The organism is Ramlibacter aurantiacus (assembly GCF_016722895.1).
Classification (GTDB): domain Bacteria; phylum Pseudomonadota; class Gammaproteobacteria; order Burkholderiales; family Burkholderiaceae_C; genus Ramlibacter; species Ramlibacter aurantiacus.
The window spans coordinates 338746-360426 of sequence record NZ_JAEQNA010000005.1; the positions used below are offsets into that span (position 1 = coordinate 338746).

The following is a 21681-nucleotide window of genomic DNA, read 5'->3' on the forward strand; positions in this document are numbered from 1 at the left end:
CTCAGTATCCGCGGGTGGGGTCGACCAGGCCGGCGACGGGCTCGCCGCGCTCCAGTGCCCGGATCTTGCCGGCGATCTGGGCGATGCTTTCCCCGCGCAGGGTCTGCGCGGCGACATGCGGCGTGAGCACCAGGCGCGGTTCGCGCCAGAAGGGGTGCTCGGGCGGCAGTGGCTCGGTGCGGAACACGTCCAGGGTGGCGCCGGCCAGGTGGCCGCTGTCCAGCAGCGCGAGCAGGTCTTCCTCCACCAGGTGCCGGCCGCGCGCCACGTTGATCAGGTAGCCGCCCGGCAGGAGGCGGCCCAGGTTGCGGCGGTCGAGGATGCCTTCGGTCCCGGGCGTGAGTGGCAGCAGGCAGGCCAGTACCCGGGTGCCGGCGAGGAAAGGCTCGAGCCCCTGCGGACCGGCGAAGCATTCGACGCCCTCCAGCTGCCGCGGGCCCCGGCTCCAGCCCCGCACCGGAAAGCCGAAGGACGCGACGGCGCGGGCCACCCGCTGGCCGAGCACACCCAGCCCCAGGATGCCCACCGGGAATTCGGCGCGGCGGCGGGGCTCTCGCGCGGTCCAGCGGCCGTCGCGCATGTCGCGCTCATGGGCGTCCAGCTCGCGGACGTGCCGGATCAGCGCCTGGCACACGTACTCGGCCATCTGCAGGCCCATGCCGGCATCGTCGAGCCGGACGATGCGCGTGCCGGTCGGCAGGCGCATCCGCAGCAAGGCATCGACGCCCGCCCCGATGTTGAAGAGGCCACGCAGGCCGACCTGCTCGTCCATGAAGCGCTGCGGCGGCGCCCATACCACGGCGTGATCGGCCACCGGGTCGCCCGGTCGCCATTCGCTGACCTCGGCCTCGGGCAGCGCGGCGCGCAGGCCTGCCAGCCAGGGCGCGGCGGGGATGTCGGTGCAGCAGAAGCTGATGCGCATGGCTGGGTTCAGGCGGTCGCCAGCTTGAGCAGTTCGGCGCCTTCGACCACCTGGTCGCCAGGCTGGTACAGCAGCTCGGCCACGGTGCCGTCGGCGGGCGCGGCGATGGTGTGTTCCATCTTCATGGCCTCCATCACGGCCAGGGCCTGGCCCTTGCGGACCGCGTCCCCGGGCCCGACCGCGAAGGACAGCACCTTGCCCGGCATGGGCGCGGTGAGGCGGCCGACGTCGGCCGGGCCCTCCCCGGCATGGGCGAGCCGGTCCACGCAAACGATGGCGGCGGCGCCCAGGCGCGTGAAGACATGCGCGGTTTCGCCCTGCAGGTAGACCGTGACCCGCTCGCGCCGTTCGCCCAGGCGCAGGTCGATGGCGCCGGGGGTGGCCGCGGGCGCCTGGGCGTCGGGACGGGGCCGCTCGAACGCCAGGGCCCCGGACCACCCGCCGACCTGCAGGCGCAGGGCGCCATCGCGCAGGTGGTCGAGCCGGGCCTCGATGGCTTCGCCGTGGAACTGGAACTCGAATCCCCGGCTGGACGGGCCATGGGAGCGCCAGCCGTCGCGGCGGCTGAAGGGATCGGCGTCCTCGAGCGCCCGCTCGGCAAGCAGCGTGTGGGCCACGGCGGCGGCGGCCGCGAGCTCCAGCGGCACCGGCCGCTGCTGGAACAGCACGGACTTCTCGCGCTCGATCAGGGCGGTATCCAGGCGCGCGTCGGCGAAGGATCCGGTGCGCAGCACCCGCCGCAGGAACTGCACGTTGGTCGCCAGGCCGACGATGTGGAACTGCTCGAGGGCGGCGTCCAGGCGGGCCAGGGCGACCTGCCGCGTGGGCCCGTGGGCGATGACCTTGGCGATCATGGAGTCGTAGAACGGCGAGATGGTGTCGCCCTCTCGCACGCCGTCGTCCACCCGCACGCCAGGGACCGGACGGAACCGCACCCCCTCGGGCCTGGCGTAGACGCGCAGCTGGCCGGTGGCCGGCAGGAACTGGTTGTCGGGGTTTTCGGCACAGACCCGGGCCTCGATGGCGTGGCCCTCGATGTGCAGCTGCTCTTGCGGCAACGGCAGCGGCTCGCCCGAGGCCACCCGCAGTTGCCACTCGACCAGGTCGAGGCCGGTGATGGCCTCGGTCACCGGGTGCTCGACCTGCAGGCGGGTGTTCATCTCCATGAAGAAGAAGGCCATGTCGCCGCCGCCGCGCTGCTCGACGATGAACTCGACCGTTCCGGCGCCAACGTAGCCCACCGCCCGGGCCGCGGCGATGGCGGCCTGGCCCATGCGCTGGCGAAGCGCGGGAGTCATGCCAGGGGCGGGCGCTTCCTCCAGCACTTTCTGGTGGCGCCGCTGGACCGAACAGTCGCGCTCGAACAGGTGGACGTAGTGGCCGTGGGCGTCGCCGAAGACCTGGATCTCGATGTGGCGCGGTCGCTGGACGAACTTCTCGACCAGCACCGCGGCGTCGCCGAAGCTGGCGGCCGCCTCGCGCTGGCAGGACGCGAGCGCGGCGTCGAAGTCGGCCGCCTGCTCCACCACCCGCATGCCCTTGCCGCCACCGCCCGCGCTGGCCTTGATCAGGACGGGGTAGCCGATGCGCGCCGCCTCCTCGCGCAGGAACGCCGGTTCCTGCCGGCTGCCGTGGTAGCCCGGCACCAGCGGCACGCCGGCGCGCTCCATCAGCTGCTTGGACTCGGCCTTCAATCCCATGGCGCGGATGGCCGACGGTGGGGGCCCGATGAAGACCAGTCCGGCATCGGCACAGGCCTGGGCGAAGTCGGCGTTTTCGCTCAGGAAGCCGTAGCCGGGGTGGATGGCCTCGGCACCCGTGGCCCGTGCGGCCTGGATGAGGCGGTCCGCCCGCAGGTAGCTGTCGCGCGGGGCGCTGCCGCCGATGTGCACGGCCTCGTCGCAGGCCTGCACGTGCAGGGCCGAGGCGTCGGCGTCGGCGTGGACGGCGACGGTGCGCACGCCCATGCGGCGGGCGGTGGCCGCGACCCGGCAGGCGATCTCGCCGCGATTGGCGATGAGGATTTTCTTGAACATCGAATCAGCTTCCTGCAGGGGGCGGGCGACGGCCCGCCAGGAACCGGGACAGCTCCTGCAGCACGGTGCGCAGGAAACGAAACAGCACGACCACCAGCACCACTGCCATCACCACGCTCAGCGCCAGCACCAGCGCGAACAGCAGCGGCTGCTCGGTGGCGAGCCAGAGCATGAAGACGACGAAGCCGTCTTCCAGCAGGGACACGCCGACGTTGCTGAACGGTTCGGGCGAGGTGTTGATCGCGGCCCGCGTGGTCATCTTGGCGGCATGGCTGGTGGCGGCGAGGCCGCCGCCGACCAGGGCTGCCAAGGTGGCCGCCAGGGTGCCTTCGGCGCCCAGCGCCCCCGCCGCCAGCGCCGCGCCGGCGGGGATGCGCACGAAGGTCTGCAGCCCGTCCCAGACCGAGTCCACCAGCGGCACCTTGTCGGCGAAAAACTCGACGAACAGCATGAAGCCGCTGGCCGCCATCAGCAGCGGATGCTGCAGCACCTGCAGCCCCGGCGGCAGCTGGATCCAGCCCAGGTAGCCGGCCAGGCCGGTGAGGAACAGCACGGCGTACAGCCGAAGGCCGCTGGCCCAGCCCAGGGCCGCGGCCAGCGCCAGCAGCTCGGGCATGTCACGCAGGGCGAGCAGGGAGTCCATGGCTAGGCGTCCATCCGTCAAGACGCCCAGTTCGGCTTTCGCTTGTCGAGGAAGGCTTGCACGCCTTCGCGGCCCTCCTCGCCGGACCGCGAATCAGCGATGCCTTCGACCGTGCGCTGCACCAGGGCCGGGCTGATTTCCTGCCCGGCCACGTCCTGCAGCAGCTTCTTGCAACTGCGCAGGGCTTGCGGGCCAGCCTGCAGCAGCGACCCGGCGACGCGGGCCACGGCGGCGTCGAGCCCTGCGGCCGGCACCACTTCGTGCACGAAGCCGATGCGAAGCGCCTCGGCCGCGTCGAAGCGCTCGCCCGTGAGGAAATAGCGGTGCGCGGCGCGGATGCCCATCGCACGGACGACGTAGGGGCTGATGGTGGCGGGGATCAGGCCGATCCTCACTTCGCTGAGGCAGAAGCACGCCGCGTCCGCCGCGACCGCGATGTCGCAGGCGGCCACCAGGCCCATGCCGCCGGCATAGACGTCGCCATGCACCCGCGCGATGGTCGGCCGGGGGCAGCGCCAGATCAGCTCGAGCATGCGGGCCAGCGCGCTGGCATCGTCGATGTTCTGGTCCCGGTTGAACGCGGCCATGCGCCGCATCCACTGCAGGTCGGCACCGGCACAAAAGGCCGGACCGTTGGCCGCCAGCACGACCGCCCGCACCTCGGTGCGCTGGCCCAGCTCGTGGAACACCGCGCCAAGCTCGGCGATGACGTCCTCGTCGAAGGCGTTGCGCACCTGGGGGCGGTTCAGGGTGACGGTGGCCAGGCCATCGCGGAAGGCGAGTTCGAGGTGTTTCATGGGGACTCCAGCAGGTTCATGGGCTCAATGGCGCCAGGCGCGCAGGCCGCGCAGTTGTTCGAAAGCGTCGAAGTCGCGGTCGTTGTGCAGCAGCGTGTAGCCGTTTTCGATGCAGAAGGTCGCCACCAGGACGTCGATCCCGCTGCGTACCGTGCATCCCATGGCGCGCAGGGCGCGGTAGTGCTGCGCGGCCTCCTGCGCCAGGGCAGGCTGCGCGGTGGACTCGACCCCCAGCTCCTCCAGCAGCAGGCGGGCCTGGCGGAACTCACGCTCGTGGCGAAAGCCGCGCAGGACTTCGTACAAGACCAGGTCAGGCACCACGATCCGGACCTCGCCGCCCTCCAGGAGGCGCCGCAGGATGTCTCGCGCTGGCGCGGGCTGGCCATTGAAGAAGTCGATCCAGACGGACGAATCAACGACGACCACGGGTGATCTCCGGGCGCGGCTCCTGCACCGTAAGGGACGGTGTGGCGCCCCAATCGGCATCGTCATCGCCCTCCCACTTGAGGCGGCCTTCCCACTGGAGAATGTCCCGGTACGCCGCCTGGCGGGCGAGCAGCCGCAGCCCGGCCTCGACCGCCTCCTTCTTCGTGGTGAACGGGCCCGCCTTCATGGCTTCGGCCATGAGCCCATCGTCAATGTCGATGTTGGTGCGCATGATGTGTATAAGGACGTGTATTAATGTGCATCGTACACCTCACATCCTGAAAACCCCAAACCTCGTGTCCTCCACGGGCGCATTGAGGCTGGCGGACAGGCCCAGGGCCAGCACGCGCCGCGTGTCGGCCGGGTCGATGATCCCGTCGTCCCACAGCCGGGCGCTGGCGTAGTACGGGTGCGACTGACGGGCGAACTGGTCCAGCAACGGCTGCTTGAAGGCGGCCTCCTCGTCGGCGCTCCAGTGGCCTCCGCGCCCCTCGATGCCGTCGCGCCGCACGGTCGCCAGCACGCTGGCGGCCTGCTCGCCGCCCATGACGCCGATGCGCGCGTTGGGCCACATCCAGAGGAAGCGCGGCGAGTAGGCCCGGCCGCACATGCCGTAGTTGCCGGCCCCGTAGCTGCCGCCGATGATCACCGTGAACTTGGGCACCGCCACCGTGGCCACGGCCGTGACCATCTTGGCGCCGTGGCGGGCGATGCCTTCGTTCTCGTAGCGGCGCCCGACCATGAAGCCGGTGATGTTCTGCAGGAAGACCAGCGGCACCTTGCGCTGCCCGCACAGTTCGATGAAGTGCGCGCCCTTCTGCGCCGATTCCGAGAACAGGATGCCGTTGTTGGCCACGATGCCCACCGGCATGCCCTCGATGTGGGCGAAGCCGCAGACCAGCGTGGGCCCGAAGCGCGACTTGAACTCGTGGAACTCGGAGCCGTCGACCACGCGGGCGATGATCTCGCGCACATCGAAGGGCTTGCGGGTGTCGGCCGGCACCACGCCGTACAGCTCGGCCGGGTCGTGACGCGGCGGGCGCGGCGCGCGCAGGTCCAGGTCGGGCTGCTTGCGCCGGTTGAGGCTGGCCACCGCCTGCCGGGCCAGCGCCAGCGCGTGCAGGTCGTTCTGCGCCAGGTGGTCGGCCACGCCCGACAGGCGCGTGTGCACGTCGCCGCCACCGAGGTCCTCGGCGCTGACCACCTCGCCGGTGGCCGCCTTCACCAGCGGCGGGCCGCCCAGGAAGATGGTGCCCTGCTCCTTGACGATGATGGCCTCGTCGCTCATGGCCGGCACGTAGGCGCCACCGGCCGTGCACGAACCCATGACGACCGCGATCTGCGCGATGCCCTGCGCCGACAGCCGCGCCTGGTTGTAGAAGATGCGCCCGAAATGGTCGCGGTCGGGGAAGACCTCGTCCTGGTTGGGCAGGTTGGCGCCGCCGGAATCGACCAGGTAGATGCAGGGCAGCCGGTTCTGCTCGGCCACTTCCTGCGCCCGCAGGTGCTTCTTGACGGTGAGGGGATAGTAGGTGCCGCCCTTGACGGTGGCGTCGTTGCAGACCACCACGCAATCGACGCCGCTGACGCGGCCGATGCCGGTGATCAGCCCGGCGCAGGGCGCCTCGTCGTTGTACATGCCGTGCGCGGCCAAGGGCGCCAGTTCGAGGAACGGCGTGCCGGGGTCGAGCAGCATCTGCACCCGCTCACGCGGCAGCAGCTTGCCGCGCGCGGTGTGCCGCGCCCGTGCCGCCTCGCCGCCACCGGCCGCGGCGCGGGCCAGCTGCCGGTCCAGGTCGTCGACCAGCGCGCGCATGGCATCGGCGTTGGCCTGGAAGTCGGCGGAGCGTGAATTGAGCTGGGACTCGATGGCAGGCATGGGACTCCTTGGGTCGGCCCCGCGAGCTTAGGAAAAAAGCGGTGGCGCCGCGCTGCCTCGCAGGTTGCATTTCCTGCCACTCGCCGCCACAGTGCGGCGGATGCCGCCCACCGCCCCGCCCGCCCCCGCGTCCACGCCGGGCCACCCGTTGCCGATGGCCTACGCCCAGGTGATCGTGCAGGCCATGCAGGCCGCGGCCGTGTCGCCGTCGAGCGCCCTGCGGCAGGCACAGATCACGCCAACTCAACTGCAGCGATCGCAGGCCCGATTGACCGCCCGCCAGCTCGAGGTGCTGTCGGGCACGGCCATGCAGGCCCTGGACGACGAGGCACTGGGCGCGTTCAGCCGCCGGCTGCCATGGGGCAGCTACGGCATGCTGGCCCGCGCCTCGATCTCTTCCGCCAACCTGGGGCTGGCCATGCACCGCTGGTGCCGGCACCACGGGCTGATCGCCCCCGACCTGGCGTTGCGACTGGACAGCAGCGCCGGCGGCGGCTCGGCGCAGGTCGAGATCCAGGAAGGCCCGGAGCACGCGGCGCTTGCGGCCGATGCGCGCGAATTCAGCCTGGTGCACCTGCTGCGCAACCTCCACGGGCTGGCCTGCTGGTTCGTCGATTCGCGCATTCCGCTGCAGGCCGTGCAGCTGCCGTTCGCGGCACCAGCGCATGCGGGCTGCTTCGCGCCGATGTTCGGCACCGAGCCGGACTTCGGCGCGCCCCGCGCAGCCTTGCGTTTCGATGCGGGCTATCTCGCGCTGCCGCTGCGCCGCGACGAGCGCTCGCTCAACCTGATGCTTCAGCGCGCGCTGCCGCTGACGCTGGTGCAGTACCGGCGTGACCGGCTGCTGGTCGAGCAGGTGCGGCAGGTGATGGCTGCCCACCCCCGCGTGGCCCGCGGTGCCGCCGAGGTGGCGCGGGCCTTGAACCTGTCGGTTCGTACGCTGCACCGGCAACTGCGCGAGGAAGGCGCCAGCCTGCAGCAGCTGAAGGACGAGGTGCGATTCGGGCGCGCCAGCGAGTTGCTGTGGCGTAGCGCCAGGCCGATCAAGCAGGTGGCGGCGGCGGTGGGGTTCGAGAGTGAGAAGAGCTTCATCCGCGCGTTCAAGGCCTGGTCCGGCCGCTCGCCGGGGGAGTTCCGCTCGGGCGGCGTCTGAGCGGCCCGCCGAGGCCGCTTCCTGCCGCGCCCGAGCCGTCCTATATTGGGTGCCCCCCAAGAAGGAGACAGCCGATGTTCTGCAACTGCCAGGTCCACCGGCGTGGACTGTTCAGGTTCGGCGCCGGGCTCGCCGTCGCGGCGGGCCTGTCCCGCATGGGGGCGGCCCGGGCGCAGGCCCCGTCGGCGAGCGCGGGGCCGTTGCCCAGCCGGAGCGAATGGCTGCTGCGCGGCGGGCACGTGCTGACGATGGACGGCAGCCTGGGCGACCTGCCCGTCGGCGACGTCCACGTGCGCGAGGGCACCATCGTCGCGGTCGGCCCGAAGCTGGACGCGCCGGGTGCCCAGGTCGTCGACTGTCGCGAACGGATCGTCCTTCCGGGGTTCGTCGATACCCACTGGCATCTCTGGTGCACCGCTCTGCGCATGGTCATCCGCGCCGACGATCCGCAGGCAGGCTACTTCCCCACCACGATCCGGGTCGGCCCCCATTTCACGCCGCAGGACTCCTACATCGGTGTCCGCCTGGGCGTGTCCGAAGGGCTGCTGTCCGGCATCACCACGGTGCACGACTGGTCTCACAACACGGTGACGCCGGAACACGCCGACGCCGAACTGCAGGCCCTGCGGGACCTCGGGATCCGCGCACGCTTCTCCTACGGTGCCAGCCAGGCGCACCCGAACACGCGTCCGATGAACCTGCAGGACCTGGCGCGGGTCCAGAAGCAGTGGGCCTCATCGGACGGCATGCTGGGCGTCGGGGCCTGCCTACGCACGCCGGGCGTGGCCGCGTCGCGCGGTTCGATTCCGGTGGACCTGTTCCGCTCGGAGTTCGACGCGATCCGCAAGCTGGACCTGCCGATGACGATCCACTGCGGCCCCAAGGGCCTGGTCGAGCTCATGGGCAACAACCAGCTGCTGGGCCCCGACATGCTGCTGGTCCACCCCCAGGGCATGAACCCGACCGAGCTGAAGATGGTCGGCGACCACCGCGCACCCTGGAGCATCGCGCCGGTGATCGAGATGTCCTATTCGGCCGTGCGCAACGGGATCATCCAGTACGAGGAGCTGAGCCGCATGGGTGTGCCGCTCGGACTTTCGATCGATGCGTCGGCCGCGACCAATGCCGATTTCTTCAACGTGATGCGCGCCTTGATGTGGTCCGACTGGCAACGTCACGGCGCACCCCAACGACTGAAGCCCCGCCGACTGGTCGAACTGGCCACCCTGGAAGGCGCCCGGCTGCTCGGCCTGGGCGACAAGGTCGGCTCGCTCACGCCCGGCAAGCGCGCGGACATCGTGACGGTGCGGACCGACGCGCTCAACATGGCTCCCGTGGGAGACCCCTATTACGCGATCGTCTTCAACGGCCAGCCGTCGAACGTGGACACCGTGTGGGTCGACGGGCGCGTCCTGGTGCAAGGCGGCAGGCACACGGCGCTGGACCCCGCGAAGACGATGCGCGAGGCCGCGGAGTCCGCACGCGCCGTGAACGAACGGGCCACGCGCCGCTGAGGCGCGCGCCACGGGCGCGCAGCGGCGCTCAGGCGGCCGCGGCCATGCGCTCGCATTCCCCGGCGCAGCGCCGGCAGGCTTCGGCGCATTGCTGGCAGTGGTCGTGGGAATGGCGCCCGCATTCGTCCGCGCAGCTGCGACAGACCTGCGCGCACACGCGGCACAGGGCGGCTGCATGCTCGCTGCCGCCGGCCATCAGGGCCACCGACAGCTGGCAGATCTGGGCGCAATCGAGGTCGAGGCCGATGCAACGCGCCATGGCCTGCACATCCGGTTCCTGCAGGCACGAGGCCGCGCAGTGGTGACAGGCCACCGCGCAGGCATTGCAGGCGGCGATGCAATCGGCGTGCTGGTGGACGGGATCCTGGCTGGACATGGTTTCTCCTGCATATGGCGTCCGGGCCAGTCTAGGCAGCGCATCCGGCGCTGGGCCGCGCGCACGAGCGATGTTTTACGGGCCACGCACTTGGTAACGCGCGCGGCCTTCTGCCGAGGCCATCATGGCTCGACCCCATCACCGCGAGAAGGAGAGCACACCGCCATGGCCTTGCCGCATGCCCAGCTCCTGGACGTGATCAACGTGAGCCCGCTCGGGCCGCAGCTGGTCGACGCGTTCAGCACCAGCCTGATCAAGACCGAGCACATCCAGCTGCTGCACCTGGTGCTGCCAGCCCGCCAGGACCAGCCCGACCACCACGTCGACCAGGAGTGCGTGATCCATTGCCTGGAGGGCGTGGTGGAGGTGGTGACACCCGGCGGCGTGCGGCAGCTCGACGGGGGCAACCTGGTGGTGCTGCCAGCCCGACAGCGGCACAGCCTGAGGGCCCGCACCGACTGCGCCGTGCTGGTCACGTTGATGCTGGAAGGCGGTGATGCCGGCCACGGGGGTGGCGCCGGTGCACGAACGCTTCAGGGCGAGGGCAAGGACACGCCGCGCAGCAATTGAGCGAGTTCCGGCGCCTGCAGCACCTGCACCCGGTGCTCCTGGGCGAAGCGCAGGGCCTGCGGGGTCAGCTCACCCAAGGCGACGTAGGCCGACGCCACCGCGTCCTGCGAGCGGGCCTGCTGTTGCAGGCTTTGCAGCGCCTCTTCGCCATGCCGAGCCGCCTTCCAGCGACGCGCGCTGACCAGCGTGTCCTGTCCCCGACGCTGCAGGCGCATGTCGGCGGCGCCCTGGACGCGTTCGACCGCAAAGCCCTGGCGACGGAATCCTTCTTCCAGCACCCGGGCGAAATCCGGCCAGCTCATCGCCGCCAAGCTTAGAGTGACCTGCTCGATCCGCCGCGGGCTGGGCGCGCGCCACTGCCGCCAGCAGGCGACGATGCCGATGCCCAGGAACGGCAATCCGCCGGCTGCGCCGAACAGCCGAAGCTCGGGTGACAACAAGGCGTGGGAGACGGCGAAGAAGAGGACGGCGATGCCGATGCTGATCCACCAGGGGGACCGCAGCAGGATGGCAAACAGCGAGTTGGGGGCCATCTTGAATCTCATGCGCGGGATTGTCGCGCAGGCCCCCGGAGGTTCCAGGGTCAGAGCAGCACCGGCTCCAGGTGTCGGCTGATGCTGAAGCGCTCGTATTCGGAGGGGCTGAGCACCACCGGGTCGCCCACCGGATCGCTGCCGTCCAGGCGCGACAGGCGCACGAGGTACCAGTCCTTGATTTCGCCGTTGCGGATCACGGCTTCGCACAACCACACCTGGCCTTCATGGTCGCACTGCATCAGACCGGCACGGGGTTGCGTGCGCGACCCCTGCGGGTGTGCCTGCTTGCGGGAGCGCGTGAGCCTCATGGATGTCTCCGGTCGATGTGCCTGCTGGTCTCGGCCATGGTAGGCCGGCGCTGTTACAAGCTCATGTAGGACGGCGCCGGCTGTGCTTCGCCAATGGTTCAGCTGCAGCCGGAATGCCACAACGCTCGATTAGGATGGCCCACCCGATGGCACCCTCGTCGACTCCCCGCACGCTGCGCTGGCACCTGTTTCGCCTCACCCTCATCGGGCTGGTGCCGTTGGCCGTGTTCGCGGCACTGGCGCTGCTGCAGGCGGCGCGCGGCCAGCGCGCCGAACTCGCGCGCTCGACCCTCGACCTGGCACGGGCAGTGGCCAGTGCGGTGCAGGCCGAGCTGGACGGCACGGTCATGACGCTGGCCAGCCTGTCCCGCTCCAGCGACCTGCAAGCCGGGGATATTTCGGCCTTCTACCAACGCACTCAACGCCTGATGGAGTTGCAGCCCGAATGGACCTCGATGGTCCTCGCGGATTCGCAAGGGCGGGTGCTGTTTCGCACCAGCCTGCCGCTGGAGCGCGGGCCCGTGGCACCGGTCGACCGCGACAGCCTGGCTTCCACGCTGGAGAGTGCCCGCCCCACTGTGGGCCAGGCCATGCGCGGCCCGCGGGGGCACGTCACCGTGGCGGTGCGGTACCCGGTGCTGCGCGACGGCCGGACCGATTTCGTGTTGACGGCCGTGCTGAGGCCGGATCGCCTGCTGGACATCCTGCGGCGCCAGCAGGTGCCCGAGAACTGGGTGATCGCCATCCTCGACGCGCGGCTGCGGATTTTCGCGAGATCCCAGGCGCAGGAGCAGTTCGCGTTGCGCGAGGCCACGCCCGAGCTGCAGGCCCTGGCGAGCGCCGGCCGCCGCGATGGCACCGGCATCTCACGAAACCAGGAGGGCGCCCGCGTGGTCACCGGGTTCAGCCGCACCCCGGAGTTCGACTGGCTGGTCGCGGTGGGCGCGCCGAGCCCGCCGCTGGCCCAGCTGCTGTCGCCGACGGTGGGCTTGTATTTCGCCGGTGCGGTGGGCTCGCTGCTGATCTGCGCCCTGCTGGCGCTGCGCGCCGCGCGGAGGATTTCCGCCGACATCCAGCGCGTTTCCGACTCGGCGGCCCGCCTGGGTGAAGGCCGGCCGGCCGGGCCGCTCGAGCCGGCAGGCAGCCGCATCGTGGAAATCGAGCAGCTGGCCCGTGCACTCGATGACGCCAGCCAGCGGCTGCATGCGGCGCAGGCGGCGCAGGCCACCGCCCTGCAGCAGGCCCAGGAGGCCGGCCGCGCGAAGGACGAGTTCCTGGCCATCCTGGGTCACGAGCTGCGCAACCCGCTGGCACCGATGGTCTCGGCGATGTACCTGCTCGATGCCCGCTCGACCCGTGAGACCGAGCGCGAGCGCGGCATCCTGCGGCGGCAGATGGATCATTTGCGCAGCCTGGTGGACGACCTGCTGGACGTGGCCCGCCTCACGCGCGGCAAGGTCACCATCGAGCACCAGCCGGTGGAGCTGGTGCGCGAGCTGTCGGCGGTCCTGGAGGACGTGCGCCAGGCCAGCGACAGCGACACCGACACCGACGCGATCCGCTTCGAGCCCGAGGAGGCTCAGGCCTGGGTACGCGGTGATTCGCGTCGGCTGGCACAGGTGTTCACCAACCTGCTGACCAATGCGCTGCGGCACGGCCAGGGGCAACCCGTCACGGTGAGCCTGCGAATGGCCGGATCGCAGGTCCATGTGCGGGTGCAGGATTCGGGAGAGGGCATGGAGGCGCAGACGCTGGCCCACGTGTTCGAGCCCTTCTACCAATCGCACCTCGCACCGGGCCGGCAGCGGGTGGGCCTAGGGCTCGGACTGGCGATCGTGCGATCGCTGGTCGAGGCCCACGGAGGCACCGTGAGCGCCCACAGCGCCGGGCCGGGTCAGGGCGCCCGCTTCGACGTGCTGCTGCCGGCAGCGGAGCCGCCCGCCCCTAGTTCCACCAGCTGAGCCGCCCGGGTTCGAGCCAGAACCACAGCGCCAGGCCGATCGCGATCCAGACCGCGACGACCAGCACGGCGCCCTGCCAGACCGAGGGCTTGCGGCCATTGAGCGCCAGCCACTCGTCGGCGCGCGAACGGCACTGCCCCAGCACCAGCGGCGGGACCAGGCGCACGGTGAGCCAGATCAGCAGCGGCAGCAGCAGCACGTCGTCGACGTAGCCGAGAACGGGAATGAAGTCGGGCACCAGGTCGATGGGGCTGAGGGCATAGGCGACGACGAGGAAAGCCAGGCCCTTGGCGATCCACGGCGTCTGCGGATGCCGCATCGCAAACCACAGGGCCACGCCATCGCGCTTGACCCGGTCGGCCCAGGCCCGCAGGCGCCGCGACCGATCAGACCAGGCCATGGCGTCCACCCGGCAGCGCCCGCCCAGGCTCTTGCCCGCTCACGACAGGTCTCCATCCACGTAGGTCCACCGGCCGTCTTCGCGAACGAAGCGGCTGCGCTCGTGAAGGCGAACCGCGGCGCCGGAGCGCGGACGCGAGCGGGCCACGAACTCGACTTCGGCCCGGTCGGCGCCCAAGCTTCGGTGGCGCCGCACCTCCAGCCCCAGCCACCGCAGCCCCGGCTCCAGCTGCAATTGCGCCGGCCTGGTGCTCGGGTGCCAGGTGGCCAGCAGGTACTCGGGCTGCTGGCGGACGAAGGCGCTGTATCGAGAGCGCATCAGCGCTTCGGCGTCGGGAGCGGGTGCATCGCCCCGGAGGTAGGGACCGCAACAGCGGCCGAAGGGCAGCGGACGTGCGCGGGCGTCGCTGCGTCCGCAGGGGCATGGGTCGTTGGAGTCGTCGGATGGCACGCCTCATTTTCGCCAGAACGCGCTGGTGAAAAGCACCAACACCGACAGCAGCTCGAGCCGGCCCAGCAGCATGGAGAAGCTCAACACCCAGAGCTGGAAATCGGTGAGGGCCGCGAAGTTGCCGGCCGGACCCACCAGGCCGAGCCCCGGGCCGATGTTGTTCACGCAGACGATCACCGCCGAGAAGCTGGTGACCAGGTCCAGGCCGGACAGCAGCAGCAGCATGGTCATGCCCACGATGCTGGCGCCGTAGATCAGCATGTAGGCGAGGACGTTGGCGATGATCACCGGCGCCACGGTGGCATGGCCGAGGGTGACGGGGTTGACCACGCGCGCGTGGATGATGCGCACCAGCTCGCGCCGGGCCTGCTTGACCAGCAGGATCATGCGGATCATCTTGATGCCACCGCCCGTGGATCCCGCGCACGAGGCGAAGCACCCCAGGAAGATCAGCCAGACCGGTGCGAAGACCGGCCACAGCGAGTAGTCGGTGGACGCGTAGCCGGTGGTGGTGGCCAGCGAGACGACCTGGAACGCGGCCATTCGCAGCGACTGCCAGAGGTCGGGGTACACGCCGCGGTCGATCAGCAGCAGCGTGAGCACCAGGATCGACAGGCCCAGCACCGCCCCATAGGCCTGCACTTCCACATCGCGGGTCAGCGTGTTCAGCGATCGGTTGCGCCAGACGATGAAGTACCGGGCGAAGCTGATGCCGGACAAGGCCATGAAGACGATGGCGACGAACTCGATCGCCGGCGAGTTCCAGTAGCCGAAGCTCGCGTCGTGCGAGGAAAACCCGCCCAGGCCCATGGTGCTGCACATGTGCATGAAGGCATCGGGCCAGCTCATGCCCGCCCAGCGGTAGGCCAGCAGGCACAGCCCCGACAGCACGAAGTACACCGTCCACAAGCCGCGGGCGGTCTCGGCGATGCGCGGCGTGAGCTTGGCTTCCTTCAGGGGCCCCGGCGCCTCGGCCCGGTACAGCTGCATGCCGCCCAAGCCCAGCAGCGGCAGCACGGCCACCACCAGCAGGATGATGCCCAGCCCGCCGATGTACTGGAGAAAGCAGCGCCAGATGTTCACCGAGACCGGCAGGTTGTCCAGGCCGACGAAGGCGGTGGCGCCGGTGGCGGTGAGCGCGCTCATCGCCTCGAAATAGGCCTTGGCGGGGTTGATGCCGGGCACCAGGAGCAGCAGCGGCACCGCCGCGCAAGCCGGCAGCAGCACCCAGACCAGCGTGACCAGCAGGAAACCATCCTTGGGCTGCAGTTCGCGCCGGTGCCGCCGCAGCAACCAGGCAACCAGGCTTCCGGCGGCGAGCGTGCCCAGGAAGCCGCCGATCCACACGGCGCCGCCGCCCGCTTCGTCCAAGGCGACGGCCCAGAGCAGCGGAACCAGGAAGGCGAGCGAGAACCCCATCAGCACGCGCGAGACCAGCACCAGCACCGAGCCGAGCATGTTCATGCGAGGGGTCTCAGAGGAAGGTGGCGCTGACCTGGAACATTCGCTCCACGTCGCGAACCTGTCGTTTGCTGGGGATGAAGATGATGAGGTGGTCGTCGGTCTCGACCACCAGGTCGTGTGCGGGCATCAGCACCTGCTGCCGGTGCGGCTCCTCTCCGCGCACGATGGCGCCGACGCGCACGCCACGCGGCAGCGCCGCTTCGACCTGGTCGATGGTGCGCCCGACCAGGCGCGAGGTCTTGGCGTCCCCGCGGGCGATGCCCTCCAGGGCTTCGGCGGCACCGCGCCGCAGGCTGTGGACCGCGACGACGTCGCCCCGCCGCACATGCGCCAGCAGCTCGCCGATCACGGTTTGCGCCGGCGACACGGCGATGTCGATGGTGCCACCCTGGATCAGGTCGGCGTAGGCGCGCCGGTTGATCAGGGAGACGACCCGCCGGGCGCCCATGCGCTTGGCCAGCATGGCCGACAGGATGTTGTCCTCGTCGTCGCTGGTGAGGGCCAGGAAGAGGTCCATGTCAGCGACGTTCTCATCGGCCTGGAGCTCCTCGTCGGTGCCATCGCCGTGCAGGACAAGCGTGTCGGAAGACAGCTGGGTCGCCAGCAGTTCGCAACGCGCGGCGCTGCGTTCGATCAGCTTCACCTCGCACTGCCCCGCCAGCCGGCGCGCCAGCCGCGAGCCGACGTTGCCGCCACCGGCCATCATCACGCGGCGCACCGGCTTGTCGCCGCCGCGCACCACCTTCAGCACGTTGCGCAGCTTGTCGCGATCGGCCAGCAGGAAGATTTCGTCACCCGGCATGATCCGGGACTGCGCGGTGCAAGCCACCTCGGCATCCTGCCGGTAGATGGCCACCACCCGCATGGGCGCGTCGGGGAAGCGCGCGCGGAATTGCGCAATGCTGCAGTCCACCAGCGGAGAGTTCGGCTGCGCCCGCACCGCCACCAGGTGGGCCGAGCCCTTGCCGAACTCGAGGACCTGCAGGGCCTCGGGGTAATCGATCAGTTTCTGGATGTAGCGCACGATCGACTCTTCGGGGCAGATGACGTGCTGCACCGCGAACCCGGCCGGACCCAGCAGGGCATCGCCCTCGGCAAACTCGGATGAGCGCAGCCGCGCCACCGTGGTGGGCACGCTGAAGACGTCGTGGGCGATCTTGCAAGCCACCAGGTTGGTCTCGTCGCGCGTGGCACAGGCCACCAGCATGTCGGCATCGCGCATGCCGGCGCGCTCCATGACCTGCGGATGGATGCCGTCACCGGCGACGCCACGCAGGTCGAAGCGCTCTTCCAGCCAGCGCAGGCGCTGCGGGTCGGGGTCGATCACCGTGATGTCGTTGCGCTCCGACACCAAGCTCTCGGCCACGCTTTCTCCGACACGGCCGGCGCCAAGGACGACGATTCTCATAAGCCGCGCTGGATGATGATTTTCTGGATGTCGGAGGTGCCTTCGTAGATCTGGCACACGCGCGCGTCACGCCAGATCCGCTCGACGGGGAAGTCGCTCACGTAACCGTAGCCGCCCAGCGTCTGCATGGCGGCGCTGCACACGCGCTCGGCCATCTCGCTGGCGAAGAGCTTGGCCATCGCCGCCTCTTGCAGGCACGGGCGCCCGGCATCACGCAGCGCAGCCGCATGCCAGATCAGCTGGCGCGCGGCCTCGAGCTGCGTGGCGCATTCGGCCAGGCGAAAGCCCACGCCCTGGTGCCCGATGAGCGCCGAGCCGAAGCTCTCGCGCTCCTTGGCGTACCGCACCGCGACCTCGAAGGCGCTGCGCGCCATGCCCAGGCTCTGGGCCGCGATGCCGATGCGGCCGCCTTCGAGGGCGCCGAGTGCGATCCGATAGCCGTCGCCTTCGGCGCCGATGAGGTGATCGGCCGGAACCCGGCAGTTCTCGAAGCGAACTTGCGCGGTGTCACTGGAATGCTGGCCCACCTTGTCTTCGAGACGGGCCACCCCATAGCCGGTTGTCTGCGTGGGCACCACGAAGGCGCTCAGCCCCTTCTTGCCCGCTCCCTTGTCGGTGACGGCGATGACGATGGCGAGCTGCGCATTGCGGCCGGAGGTGATGAACTGCTTGACGCCGTCGATCACCCAGCCGTCGCCCTGCCGGACCGCGGTGGTGCGCAGGGCCGAGGCGTCACTGCCGGCATGGGGCTCGGTGAGGCAGAACGCGCCGAGCAGTTCGCCCTGGGCCAGGGGCACCAGCCAGCGGCGCTGCTGCGCCGGCGTGCCCTCGCGCAGGAGAATGGCGCAGACCGGGCAGTTGGTGACGCTGATCGCGGTGCTGGTGCCGCCATCGCCGGCGGCGATCTCCTCGAGCACGAGAGCCAGGCTGACGTAGTCGAGGCCGGCGCCACCCAGGTCCTGCGGCACCACGACCCCATAGGCGCCCAGCGCCGCCAGGCCCCGGTGCGCCTGCCGGGGAAAGGTGTGCTCGCGGTCCCACCGCGCCGCATGCGGCCACAGCTGCTCCTGGGCGAAGGCGCGCACGGCGTCGCGAATCATTTCCTGCTCGGCGGTAAGAAGCATCGGTTGGGTCACCAGCCCTCGTAGGGCCGGCCATCGTAGTGGATGAAGCGCCCGCGTTGGGAAGGCGTGAGCGCGGCAAGGGTGGCGCGCATGGCCCGCACGCTGTCCGCCGCCGGCAGCGGCGCCGACGGTCCGCCCATGTCGGTCTGGACCCAGCCCGGGTCGATGGCCACCATCAGGGCCCGCGGGTAGTCGTTCTGCGCGGCGGCCACGGCCATGTTCAAAGCGGCCTTGCTCACGCGATAGGTCCAGCCGAAGCTGGAAGACACACCGGCGATACGCGCCATGCCGCTCGTGAGGAATCCGAAGCGGCCTTCCGCGGCCTCGACCATCGGAGCCACTTGTGGAATGGCCTGCATGGCGCCCAGCACGTTCGCGTGCAGCACGCGGTCGAACGCCTGGCGCGAGGGCGGCTCGGTGGCGCTGCCGGTGCTGTAGACGCCGGCGACGTAGAGCGCGACGTCGAGCTTTTCACCGTCGAGTTCCCAGCCGAGTGAACTCATGCGGGCCGGGTCGGTGACATCGAGGCGCAGGGCGCGCGCCCCCAAGGCCGACAGGCGCGCCAGCCCCTCATCGCTGCGGGCGGTGGCGATGACACGGTCGCCGGCTTCGGCGTATTGGCGGGCGAACTCCAGTCCAATGCCGCGAGAGGCGCCGATCACGAGGACGGTGGCCATGGGCGCTCAGGCGAGTTCGATGGCCATGGCGGTGGCCTCGCCGCCGCCGATGCACAAGGTCGCGATGCCGCGCCGGCCGCCGCGCGCCTGCAGGGCGTGGATCAGCGTGACCAGGATGCGGGCACCCGACGCGCCGATCGGATGGCCGAGCGCGCAGGCGCCACCGTTCACGTTGACGATCTCGTGCGGCACGCCGAGTTCGGCCATGAGGGCCATGGGCACGACGGCGAAGGCTTCGTTGACCTCCCAGAGGTCGATGTCGGCCACCGCCAGGCCGGTGCGCGACAGCAGCTTCTGGGTGGCCCCCACAGGGGCGGTGGTGAACCACTCGGGCTCTTGTGCGTGGGTGGCGTGGCCGAGCACCCGGGCCAGCGGCCGCACCCCCAGCCGGGCGGCGGTGGACTCGCTCATGAGCACCAGGGCGGCCGCGCCGTCATTGATGCTGGAACTGGAGGCGGCGGTGATGGTGCCGTCCTTCTTGAACGCCGGCCTGAGCGTGGCGATCTTGTCCAGCCTGACTTTGCCGGGGCCCTCATCGGTGGCGATCACCGTCTCACCCGCACGGGTCTTGACGGTGACCGGCGTGATCTCGCGGGCGAAGGCACCGGATTCGATCGCGGCCTGGGCGCGCCGCACGCTCGCAATCGCGAACGCATCCTGCGCCTCCCGCGTGAAGCGGTAGCGGGCGGCGCAGTCCTCGCCGAAGGTGCCCATGGCCCGGCCGGGCTCATAGGCGTCCTCCAGGCCGTCGAGCATCATGTGGTCGTACACGCGGTCGTGGCCCATGCGGTAGCCGCCCCGGCCACGCAGCAGCAGATAGGGCGCGTTCGTCATGCTTTCCATGCCGCCGGCAACCATGACCTCGTGCGAGCCGGCCAGAAGCATGTCGTGGGCCATCATGGCGGCCTTCATGCCGGAGCCGCACATCTTGGACAGCGTGACGGCACCCGTGCTCTTGGGCAGCCCGCCCTTGAAGGCCGCCTGCCGCGCCGGCGCCTGGCCCTGGCCGGCCATCAGGCAGTTGCCGAACAGCACCTCGCCCACCATGTCGGCGGAGATGCCGGCGCGCCCGACCGCGGCGCGAATGGCGGCGCCGCCCAGGTCGTGCGCGGCCAGGCTGGAGAAGTCGCCCTGGAAGCCGCCCATGGGGGTGCGCGCGGCACTGGCGATGACGATGGTTTCAGGCATGTGGGGCTCCTTGGAACGGGATCGGGAAACGGTGGGCCTGTTCAGGCCGCCAGCTCCGAGCTGGCCTGGTACACGAAACGCTTGTCGTGCTCGTAGGGAAAGACGTCGAAGACGTGCCCCGACTGGATGCGCTCCTTGTGCATCTGCCAGAACGCGGGATCGAGCAGGTCGGCGTGGTGGCGCATGAACACCTCGCGCACCGTGGGATTGCCGAGCAGGAAGGGCGCGAAGGTTTCAGGGAACACGTCGCGTGGCCCGACGCGCCACCACACTTCGCCCGACAGTTCTTCTTCTTCGGTGCGCGCCTGCGGCACATGGCGAAAATGGCAGTCGGTGAGGTACTCGATCTCGTCGTAGTCGTAGAACACCACCTTGCCGTGGCGCGTCACGCCGAAGTTCTTCCACAGCATGTCGCCGGGGAAGATGTTGGCCGCCACCAGGTCCTTGATGGCGTTGCCATACTCGATGACGGCGCGCTCGACCTGCCCGAGCGCGCCCGCATCGAAGGCCTCCTGCAGGTAGATATTGAGCGGGATCATCCGGCGCTCGATGTACAGGTGCTTGATGATGACCTCTTCGCGGCCGTCGCCGTCCCGATCGGAGATCTCGAGCTGGCTGGGCGCGTGCCGGCGGATCTCCTCGACCAGTTCGTCCTCGAAGCGATCGCGCGCGAAGGCGACTTCGCTGTACTCCAGCGTGTCGGCCATGCGGCCAACGCGGTCGTGCTGCTTCACCAGCAGGTACTTTCCCTGGACCTGTTCGCGCGTGGTCTCCTTCTGCGGCGGGAACTCGTCCCGGATCAGCTTGAAGACGTAGGGGAAGGATGGCAGGTCGAAGACCAGCATGACCATGCCCCGGATACCTGGTGCGATGCGGAACTTGTCGCTGGAGTGGCGCAGGTGGTAGAGGAAGTCCCGGTAGAACAAGGTCTTGCCCTGCTTGGCCAGTCCCAACGCGTTGTAGATCTCGGCGCGGGGCTTGCGGGGCATGAGGGATCGCAGGAACTGCACATAGGCCGAGGGCACCTCCATGTCCACCATGAAGTAAGCCCGGGCGAACGAGAACAGCATCTGGAGTTCGTCCTCGCCGAAAAGGCAGGCGTCGATCACCAGCTGCCCGTCGTCGTCGTGCAGGATGGGCAGTGCGAACGGCAGTTCGGTGAAGCCGTTGATGATCTTGCCGACGGCGTAGGCGCCCTTGTTTCGATAGAACAGCGACGACAGCACCTGGATCTGGAAGTTGGCGCGCAGCCGCATGGGCGCCAGCCGGTGCGCCATGACCCGGCACACCTGGGCGGTGTCGCGAGGCAGGTCCTGGAAGGGGCGCTGCAGCCGGAAGTTGTCGATGACCCGCGTCAGGGTCTCGTGCAGCGACTCGCGGCTGGGGTAGTAAGCGCGGTACGTGGCACTGGCGGCGGGTTCGTCGTTCTCGATGTACTCGGTGCTGACCGCTGGGCGCACGAAGATGAATTCGTTATGGAAATAGGTACGATGAAGGATCTTGGTCGAGACCGAATTGAAGAAGGTCTCGGCCAGTTCCGGCTGGTGATGGTCGATCAGCAGCCCGATGTAGTGCAGCTTGGCTTCCTGCCACACCGCCATGGGTTGCTCGTGGGCGCGGAACTCGGTCTCGAGCCGGGCGACCGCCTCGCGCACGCGCAGGTCATAGAACTCGATGCGCTCGCGCTGGGCACGCTGCTGTCCGTGCCAGTCGGCGGCTTCGTAGCGCTGCTTGGCCCTCGCCGACTCGAGGCGGAACAGGCGGTAGTGGCGGTCGAAGCCGTCGATCAGCGCCCGGGCGATCTCATAGGCCAGCGGCGATTCAAGGCGCTGCGGAAACCTGGCCACGA

General features: G+C 69.9%; 22 protein-coding genes. 4 read left to right on the plus strand and 18 right to left on the minus strand.

Features of this window, described 5'->3' with window-relative positions; all coding sequences use genetic code 11:
• Position 1: 1 nt before the first annotated feature.
• Genes JI739_RS15440 through JI739_RS15470 form a run of 7 tightly spaced genes read right to left on the minus strand, consistent with a single transcriptional unit; the run spans position 2 to position 6703 of the window.
• Positions 2–922: a 2-hydroxyacid dehydrogenase gene (locus JI739_RS15440; protein WP_201684808.1), complete on the minus strand. Its 921-nt coding sequence runs from the start codon at positions 920–922 to the stop codon at positions 2–4.
• A gap of 8 nt (positions 923–930) precedes the next feature.
• Positions 931–2958: an acetyl-CoA carboxylase biotin carboxylase subunit gene (locus tag JI739_RS15445; RefSeq protein WP_201684809.1), complete on the minus strand. Its 2028-nt coding sequence runs from the start codon at positions 2956–2958 to the stop codon at positions 931–933.
• 4 nt (positions 2959–2962) lie between these two features.
• Positions 2963–3601, minus strand: coding sequence for a DUF4126 domain-containing protein (locus tag JI739_RS15450; protein ID WP_201684810.1), 639 nt, complete (start codon positions 3599–3601; stop codon positions 2963–2965).
• Between the two features lie 17 nt (positions 3602–3618).
• The gene (locus JI739_RS15455) at positions 3619–4398 is read right to left on the minus strand and encodes an enoyl-CoA hydratase/isomerase family protein (protein WP_201684811.1); all 780 of its coding nucleotides are present in this window, start codon (positions 4396–4398) and stop codon (positions 3619–3621) included.
• 24 nt (positions 4399–4422) lie between these two features.
• Complete coding sequence (gene vapC / locus JI739_RS15460) at positions 4423–4824, minus strand: type II toxin-antitoxin system VapC family toxin (RefSeq protein ID WP_201684812.1); 402 nt, start codon at positions 4822–4824, stop codon at positions 4423–4425.
• Positions 4811–5056: a type II toxin-antitoxin system VapB family antitoxin gene (locus JI739_RS15465; RefSeq protein WP_201684813.1), complete on the minus strand. Its 246-nt coding sequence runs from the start codon at positions 5054–5056 to the stop codon at positions 4811–4813. Before JI739_RS15465 ends, vapC begins: the two co-directional genes overlap by 14 nt.
• A gap of 39 nt (positions 5057–5095) precedes the next feature.
• A complete protein-coding gene (locus tag JI739_RS15470; protein ID WP_201684814.1) occupies positions 5096–6703 on the minus strand; it encodes a carboxyl transferase domain-containing protein in 1608 nt (535 codons plus the stop codon).
• A 100-nt stretch (positions 6704–6803) separates the two neighbouring features.
• Here JI739_RS15470 and JI739_RS15475 point away from each other — a divergent pair, with 100 nt between their 5' ends.
• Together JI739_RS15475 and JI739_RS15480 are read left to right on the plus strand one after the other, a co-directional pair.
• Positions 6804–7856, plus strand: coding sequence for an AraC family transcriptional regulator (locus JI739_RS15475; RefSeq protein WP_201684815.1), 1053 nt, complete (start codon positions 6804–6806; stop codon positions 7854–7856).
• Positions 7857–7930: 74 nt separating this feature from the next.
• Positions 7931–9370, plus strand: coding sequence for an amidohydrolase family protein (locus tag JI739_RS15480; protein ID WP_236589672.1), 1440 nt, complete (start codon positions 7931–7933; stop codon positions 9368–9370).
• A 28-nt stretch (positions 9371–9398) separates the two neighbouring features.
• Here the strand turns inward: JI739_RS15480 and JI739_RS15485 are convergent, their stop codons facing one another.
• A complete protein-coding gene (locus JI739_RS15485; protein ID WP_201684816.1) occupies positions 9399–9746 on the minus strand; it encodes a four-helix bundle copper-binding protein in 348 nt (115 codons plus the stop codon).
• Between the two features lie 165 nt (positions 9747–9911).
• Here JI739_RS15485 and JI739_RS15490 point away from each other — a divergent pair, with 165 nt between their 5' ends.
• Positions 9912–10316: a cupin domain-containing protein gene (locus JI739_RS15490; protein ID WP_201684817.1), complete on the plus strand. Its 405-nt coding sequence runs from the start codon at positions 9912–9914 to the stop codon at positions 10314–10316.
• On the opposite strand, the gene JI739_RS15495 is transcribed toward JI739_RS15490, so the two are convergent.
• Complete coding sequence (locus tag JI739_RS15495; RefSeq protein ID WP_236589674.1) at positions 10280–10861, minus strand: restriction endonuclease; 582 nt, start codon at positions 10859–10861, stop codon at positions 10280–10282. The two genes, JI739_RS15490 and JI739_RS15495, sit on opposite strands and share 37 nt — an antisense overlap.
• A 38-nt stretch (positions 10862–10899) precedes the next feature.
• Positions 10900–11160 carry a hypothetical protein gene (locus JI739_RS15500; RefSeq protein WP_201684818.1) on the minus strand — a complete coding sequence of 87 codons (261 nt, stop codon included), beginning with the start codon at positions 11158–11160 and terminating at the stop codon, positions 10900–10902.
• A gap of 146 nt (positions 11161–11306) precedes the next feature.
• Between JI739_RS15500 and JI739_RS15505 the strand changes: the two genes are divergently transcribed.
• Positions 11307–13121: a sensor histidine kinase gene (locus JI739_RS15505; RefSeq protein ID WP_201684819.1), complete on the plus strand. Its 1815-nt coding sequence runs from the start codon at positions 11307–11309 to the stop codon at positions 13119–13121.
• Here JI739_RS15505 and JI739_RS15510 read toward each other — a convergent pair.
• Genes JI739_RS15510 through aceK form a run of 8 tightly spaced genes read right to left on the minus strand, consistent with a single transcriptional unit; the run spans position 13105 to position 21679 of the window.
• A complete protein-coding gene (locus JI739_RS15510; RefSeq protein WP_201684820.1) occupies positions 13105–13521 on the minus strand; it encodes a YkvA family protein in 417 nt (138 codons plus the stop codon). The genes JI739_RS15505 and JI739_RS15510 overlap by 17 nt on opposite strands.
• A 39-nt stretch (positions 13522–13560) precedes the next feature.
• Positions 13561–13971 (minus strand): YchJ family protein, encoded by a 411-nt coding sequence (locus JI739_RS15515; protein WP_201684821.1) that lies wholly within the window; start codon positions 13969–13971, stop codon positions 13561–13563.
• A 3-nt stretch (positions 13972–13974) separates the two neighbouring features.
• Entirely contained in the window at positions 13975–15435 is a 1461-nt protein-coding gene (locus JI739_RS15520) for a TrkH family potassium uptake protein (protein ID WP_201684822.1), read from the minus strand.
• A 10-nt stretch (positions 15436–15445) separates the two neighbouring features.
• Complete coding sequence (gene trkA / locus JI739_RS15525) at positions 15446–16843, minus strand: Trk system potassium transporter TrkA (RefSeq protein WP_201684823.1); 1398 nt, start codon at positions 16841–16843, stop codon at positions 15446–15448.
• Positions 16840–17967 (minus strand): acyl-CoA dehydrogenase family protein, encoded by a 1128-nt coding sequence (locus JI739_RS15530; protein ID WP_201684861.1) that lies wholly within the window; start codon positions 17965–17967, stop codon positions 16840–16842. Before JI739_RS15530 ends, trkA begins: the two co-directional genes overlap by 4 nt.
• 8 nt (positions 17968–17975) lie before the next feature.
• Positions 17976–18644 (minus strand): SDR family oxidoreductase, encoded by a 669-nt coding sequence (locus JI739_RS15535; RefSeq protein WP_201684824.1) that lies wholly within the window; start codon positions 18642–18644, stop codon positions 17976–17978.
• A gap of 6 nt (positions 18645–18650) precedes the next feature.
• The gene (locus JI739_RS15540; protein ID WP_201684825.1) at positions 18651–19832 is read right to left on the minus strand and encodes an acetyl-CoA C-acyltransferase; all 1182 of its coding nucleotides are present in this window, start codon (positions 19830–19832) and stop codon (positions 18651–18653) included.
• Between the two features lie 41 nt (positions 19833–19873).
• Positions 19874–21679: a bifunctional isocitrate dehydrogenase kinase/phosphatase gene (gene aceK / locus JI739_RS15545; protein WP_201684826.1), complete on the minus strand. Its 1806-nt coding sequence runs from the start codon at positions 21677–21679 to the stop codon at positions 19874–19876.
• Positions 21680–21681: the final 2 nt, after the last annotated feature.

Bases quoted from the DNA above. Each gene is read 5' to 3' on its own strand.
- JI739_RS15475 (WP_201684815.1), top strand. From the start codon at position 6,804: ATGCCGCCCACCGCCCCGCCCGCCCCCGCGTCCACGCCGGGCCACCCG.
- JI739_RS15500 (WP_201684818.1), bottom strand. From the start codon at position 11,160: ATGAGGCTCACGCGCTCCCGCAAGCAGGCACACCCGCAGGGGTCGCGC.
- JI739_RS15495 (WP_236589674.1), bottom strand. From the start codon at position 10,861: ATGAGATTCAAGATGGCCCCCAACTCGCTGTTTGCCATCCTGCTGCGG.
- JI739_RS15455 (WP_201684811.1), bottom strand. From the start codon at position 4,398: ATGAAACACCTCGAACTCGCCTTCCGCGATGGCCTGGCCACCGTCACC.
- JI739_RS15485 (WP_201684816.1), bottom strand. From the start codon at position 9,746: ATGTCCAGCCAGGATCCCGTCCACCAGCACGCCGATTGCATCGCCGCC.
- JI739_RS15530 (WP_201684861.1), bottom strand. From the start codon at position 17,967: ATGCTTCTTACCGCCGAGCAGGAAATGATTCGCGACGCCGTGCGCGCC.
- JI739_RS15450 (WP_201684810.1), bottom strand. From the start codon at position 3,601: ATGGACTCCCTGCTCGCCCTGCGTGACATGCCCGAGCTGCTGGCGCTG.
- JI739_RS15520 (WP_201684822.1), bottom strand. From the start codon at position 15,435: ATGAACATGCTCGGCTCGGTGCTGGTGCTGGTCTCGCGCGTGCTGATG.
- JI739_RS15535 (WP_201684824.1), bottom strand. From the start codon at position 18,644: ATGGCCACCGTCCTCGTGATCGGCGCCTCTCGCGGCATTGGACTGGAG.
- JI739_RS15505 (WP_201684819.1), top strand. From the start codon at position 11,307: ATGGCACCCTCGTCGACTCCCCGCACGCTGCGCTGGCACCTGTTTCGC.
- JI739_RS15465 (WP_201684813.1), bottom strand. From the start codon at position 5,056: ATGCGCACCAACATCGACATTGACGATGGGCTCATGGCCGAAGCCATG.
- trkA (WP_201684823.1), bottom strand. From the start codon at position 16,843: ATGAGAATCGTCGTCCTTGGCGCCGGCCGTGTCGGAGAAAGCGTGGCC.
- JI739_RS15470 (WP_201684814.1), bottom strand. From the start codon at position 6,703: ATGCCTGCCATCGAGTCCCAGCTCAATTCACGCTCCGCCGACTTCCAG.
- JI739_RS15540 (WP_201684825.1), bottom strand. From the start codon at position 19,832: ATGCCTGAAACCATCGTCATCGCCAGTGCCGCGCGCACCCCCATGGGC.
- JI739_RS15440 (WP_201684808.1), bottom strand. From the start codon at position 922: ATGCGCATCAGCTTCTGCTGCACCGACATCCCCGCCGCGCCCTGGCTG.
- JI739_RS15480 (WP_236589672.1), top strand. From the start codon at position 7,931: ATGTTCTGCAACTGCCAGGTCCACCGGCGTGGACTGTTCAGGTTCGGC.
- JI739_RS15510 (WP_201684820.1), bottom strand. From the start codon at position 13,521: ATGGCCTGGTCTGATCGGTCGCGGCGCCTGCGGGCCTGGGCCGACCGG.
- JI739_RS15490 (WP_201684817.1), top strand. From the start codon at position 9,912: ATGGCCTTGCCGCATGCCCAGCTCCTGGACGTGATCAACGTGAGCCCG.
- JI739_RS15445 (WP_201684809.1), bottom strand. From the start codon at position 2,958: ATGTTCAAGAAAATCCTCATCGCCAATCGCGGCGAGATCGCCTGCCGG.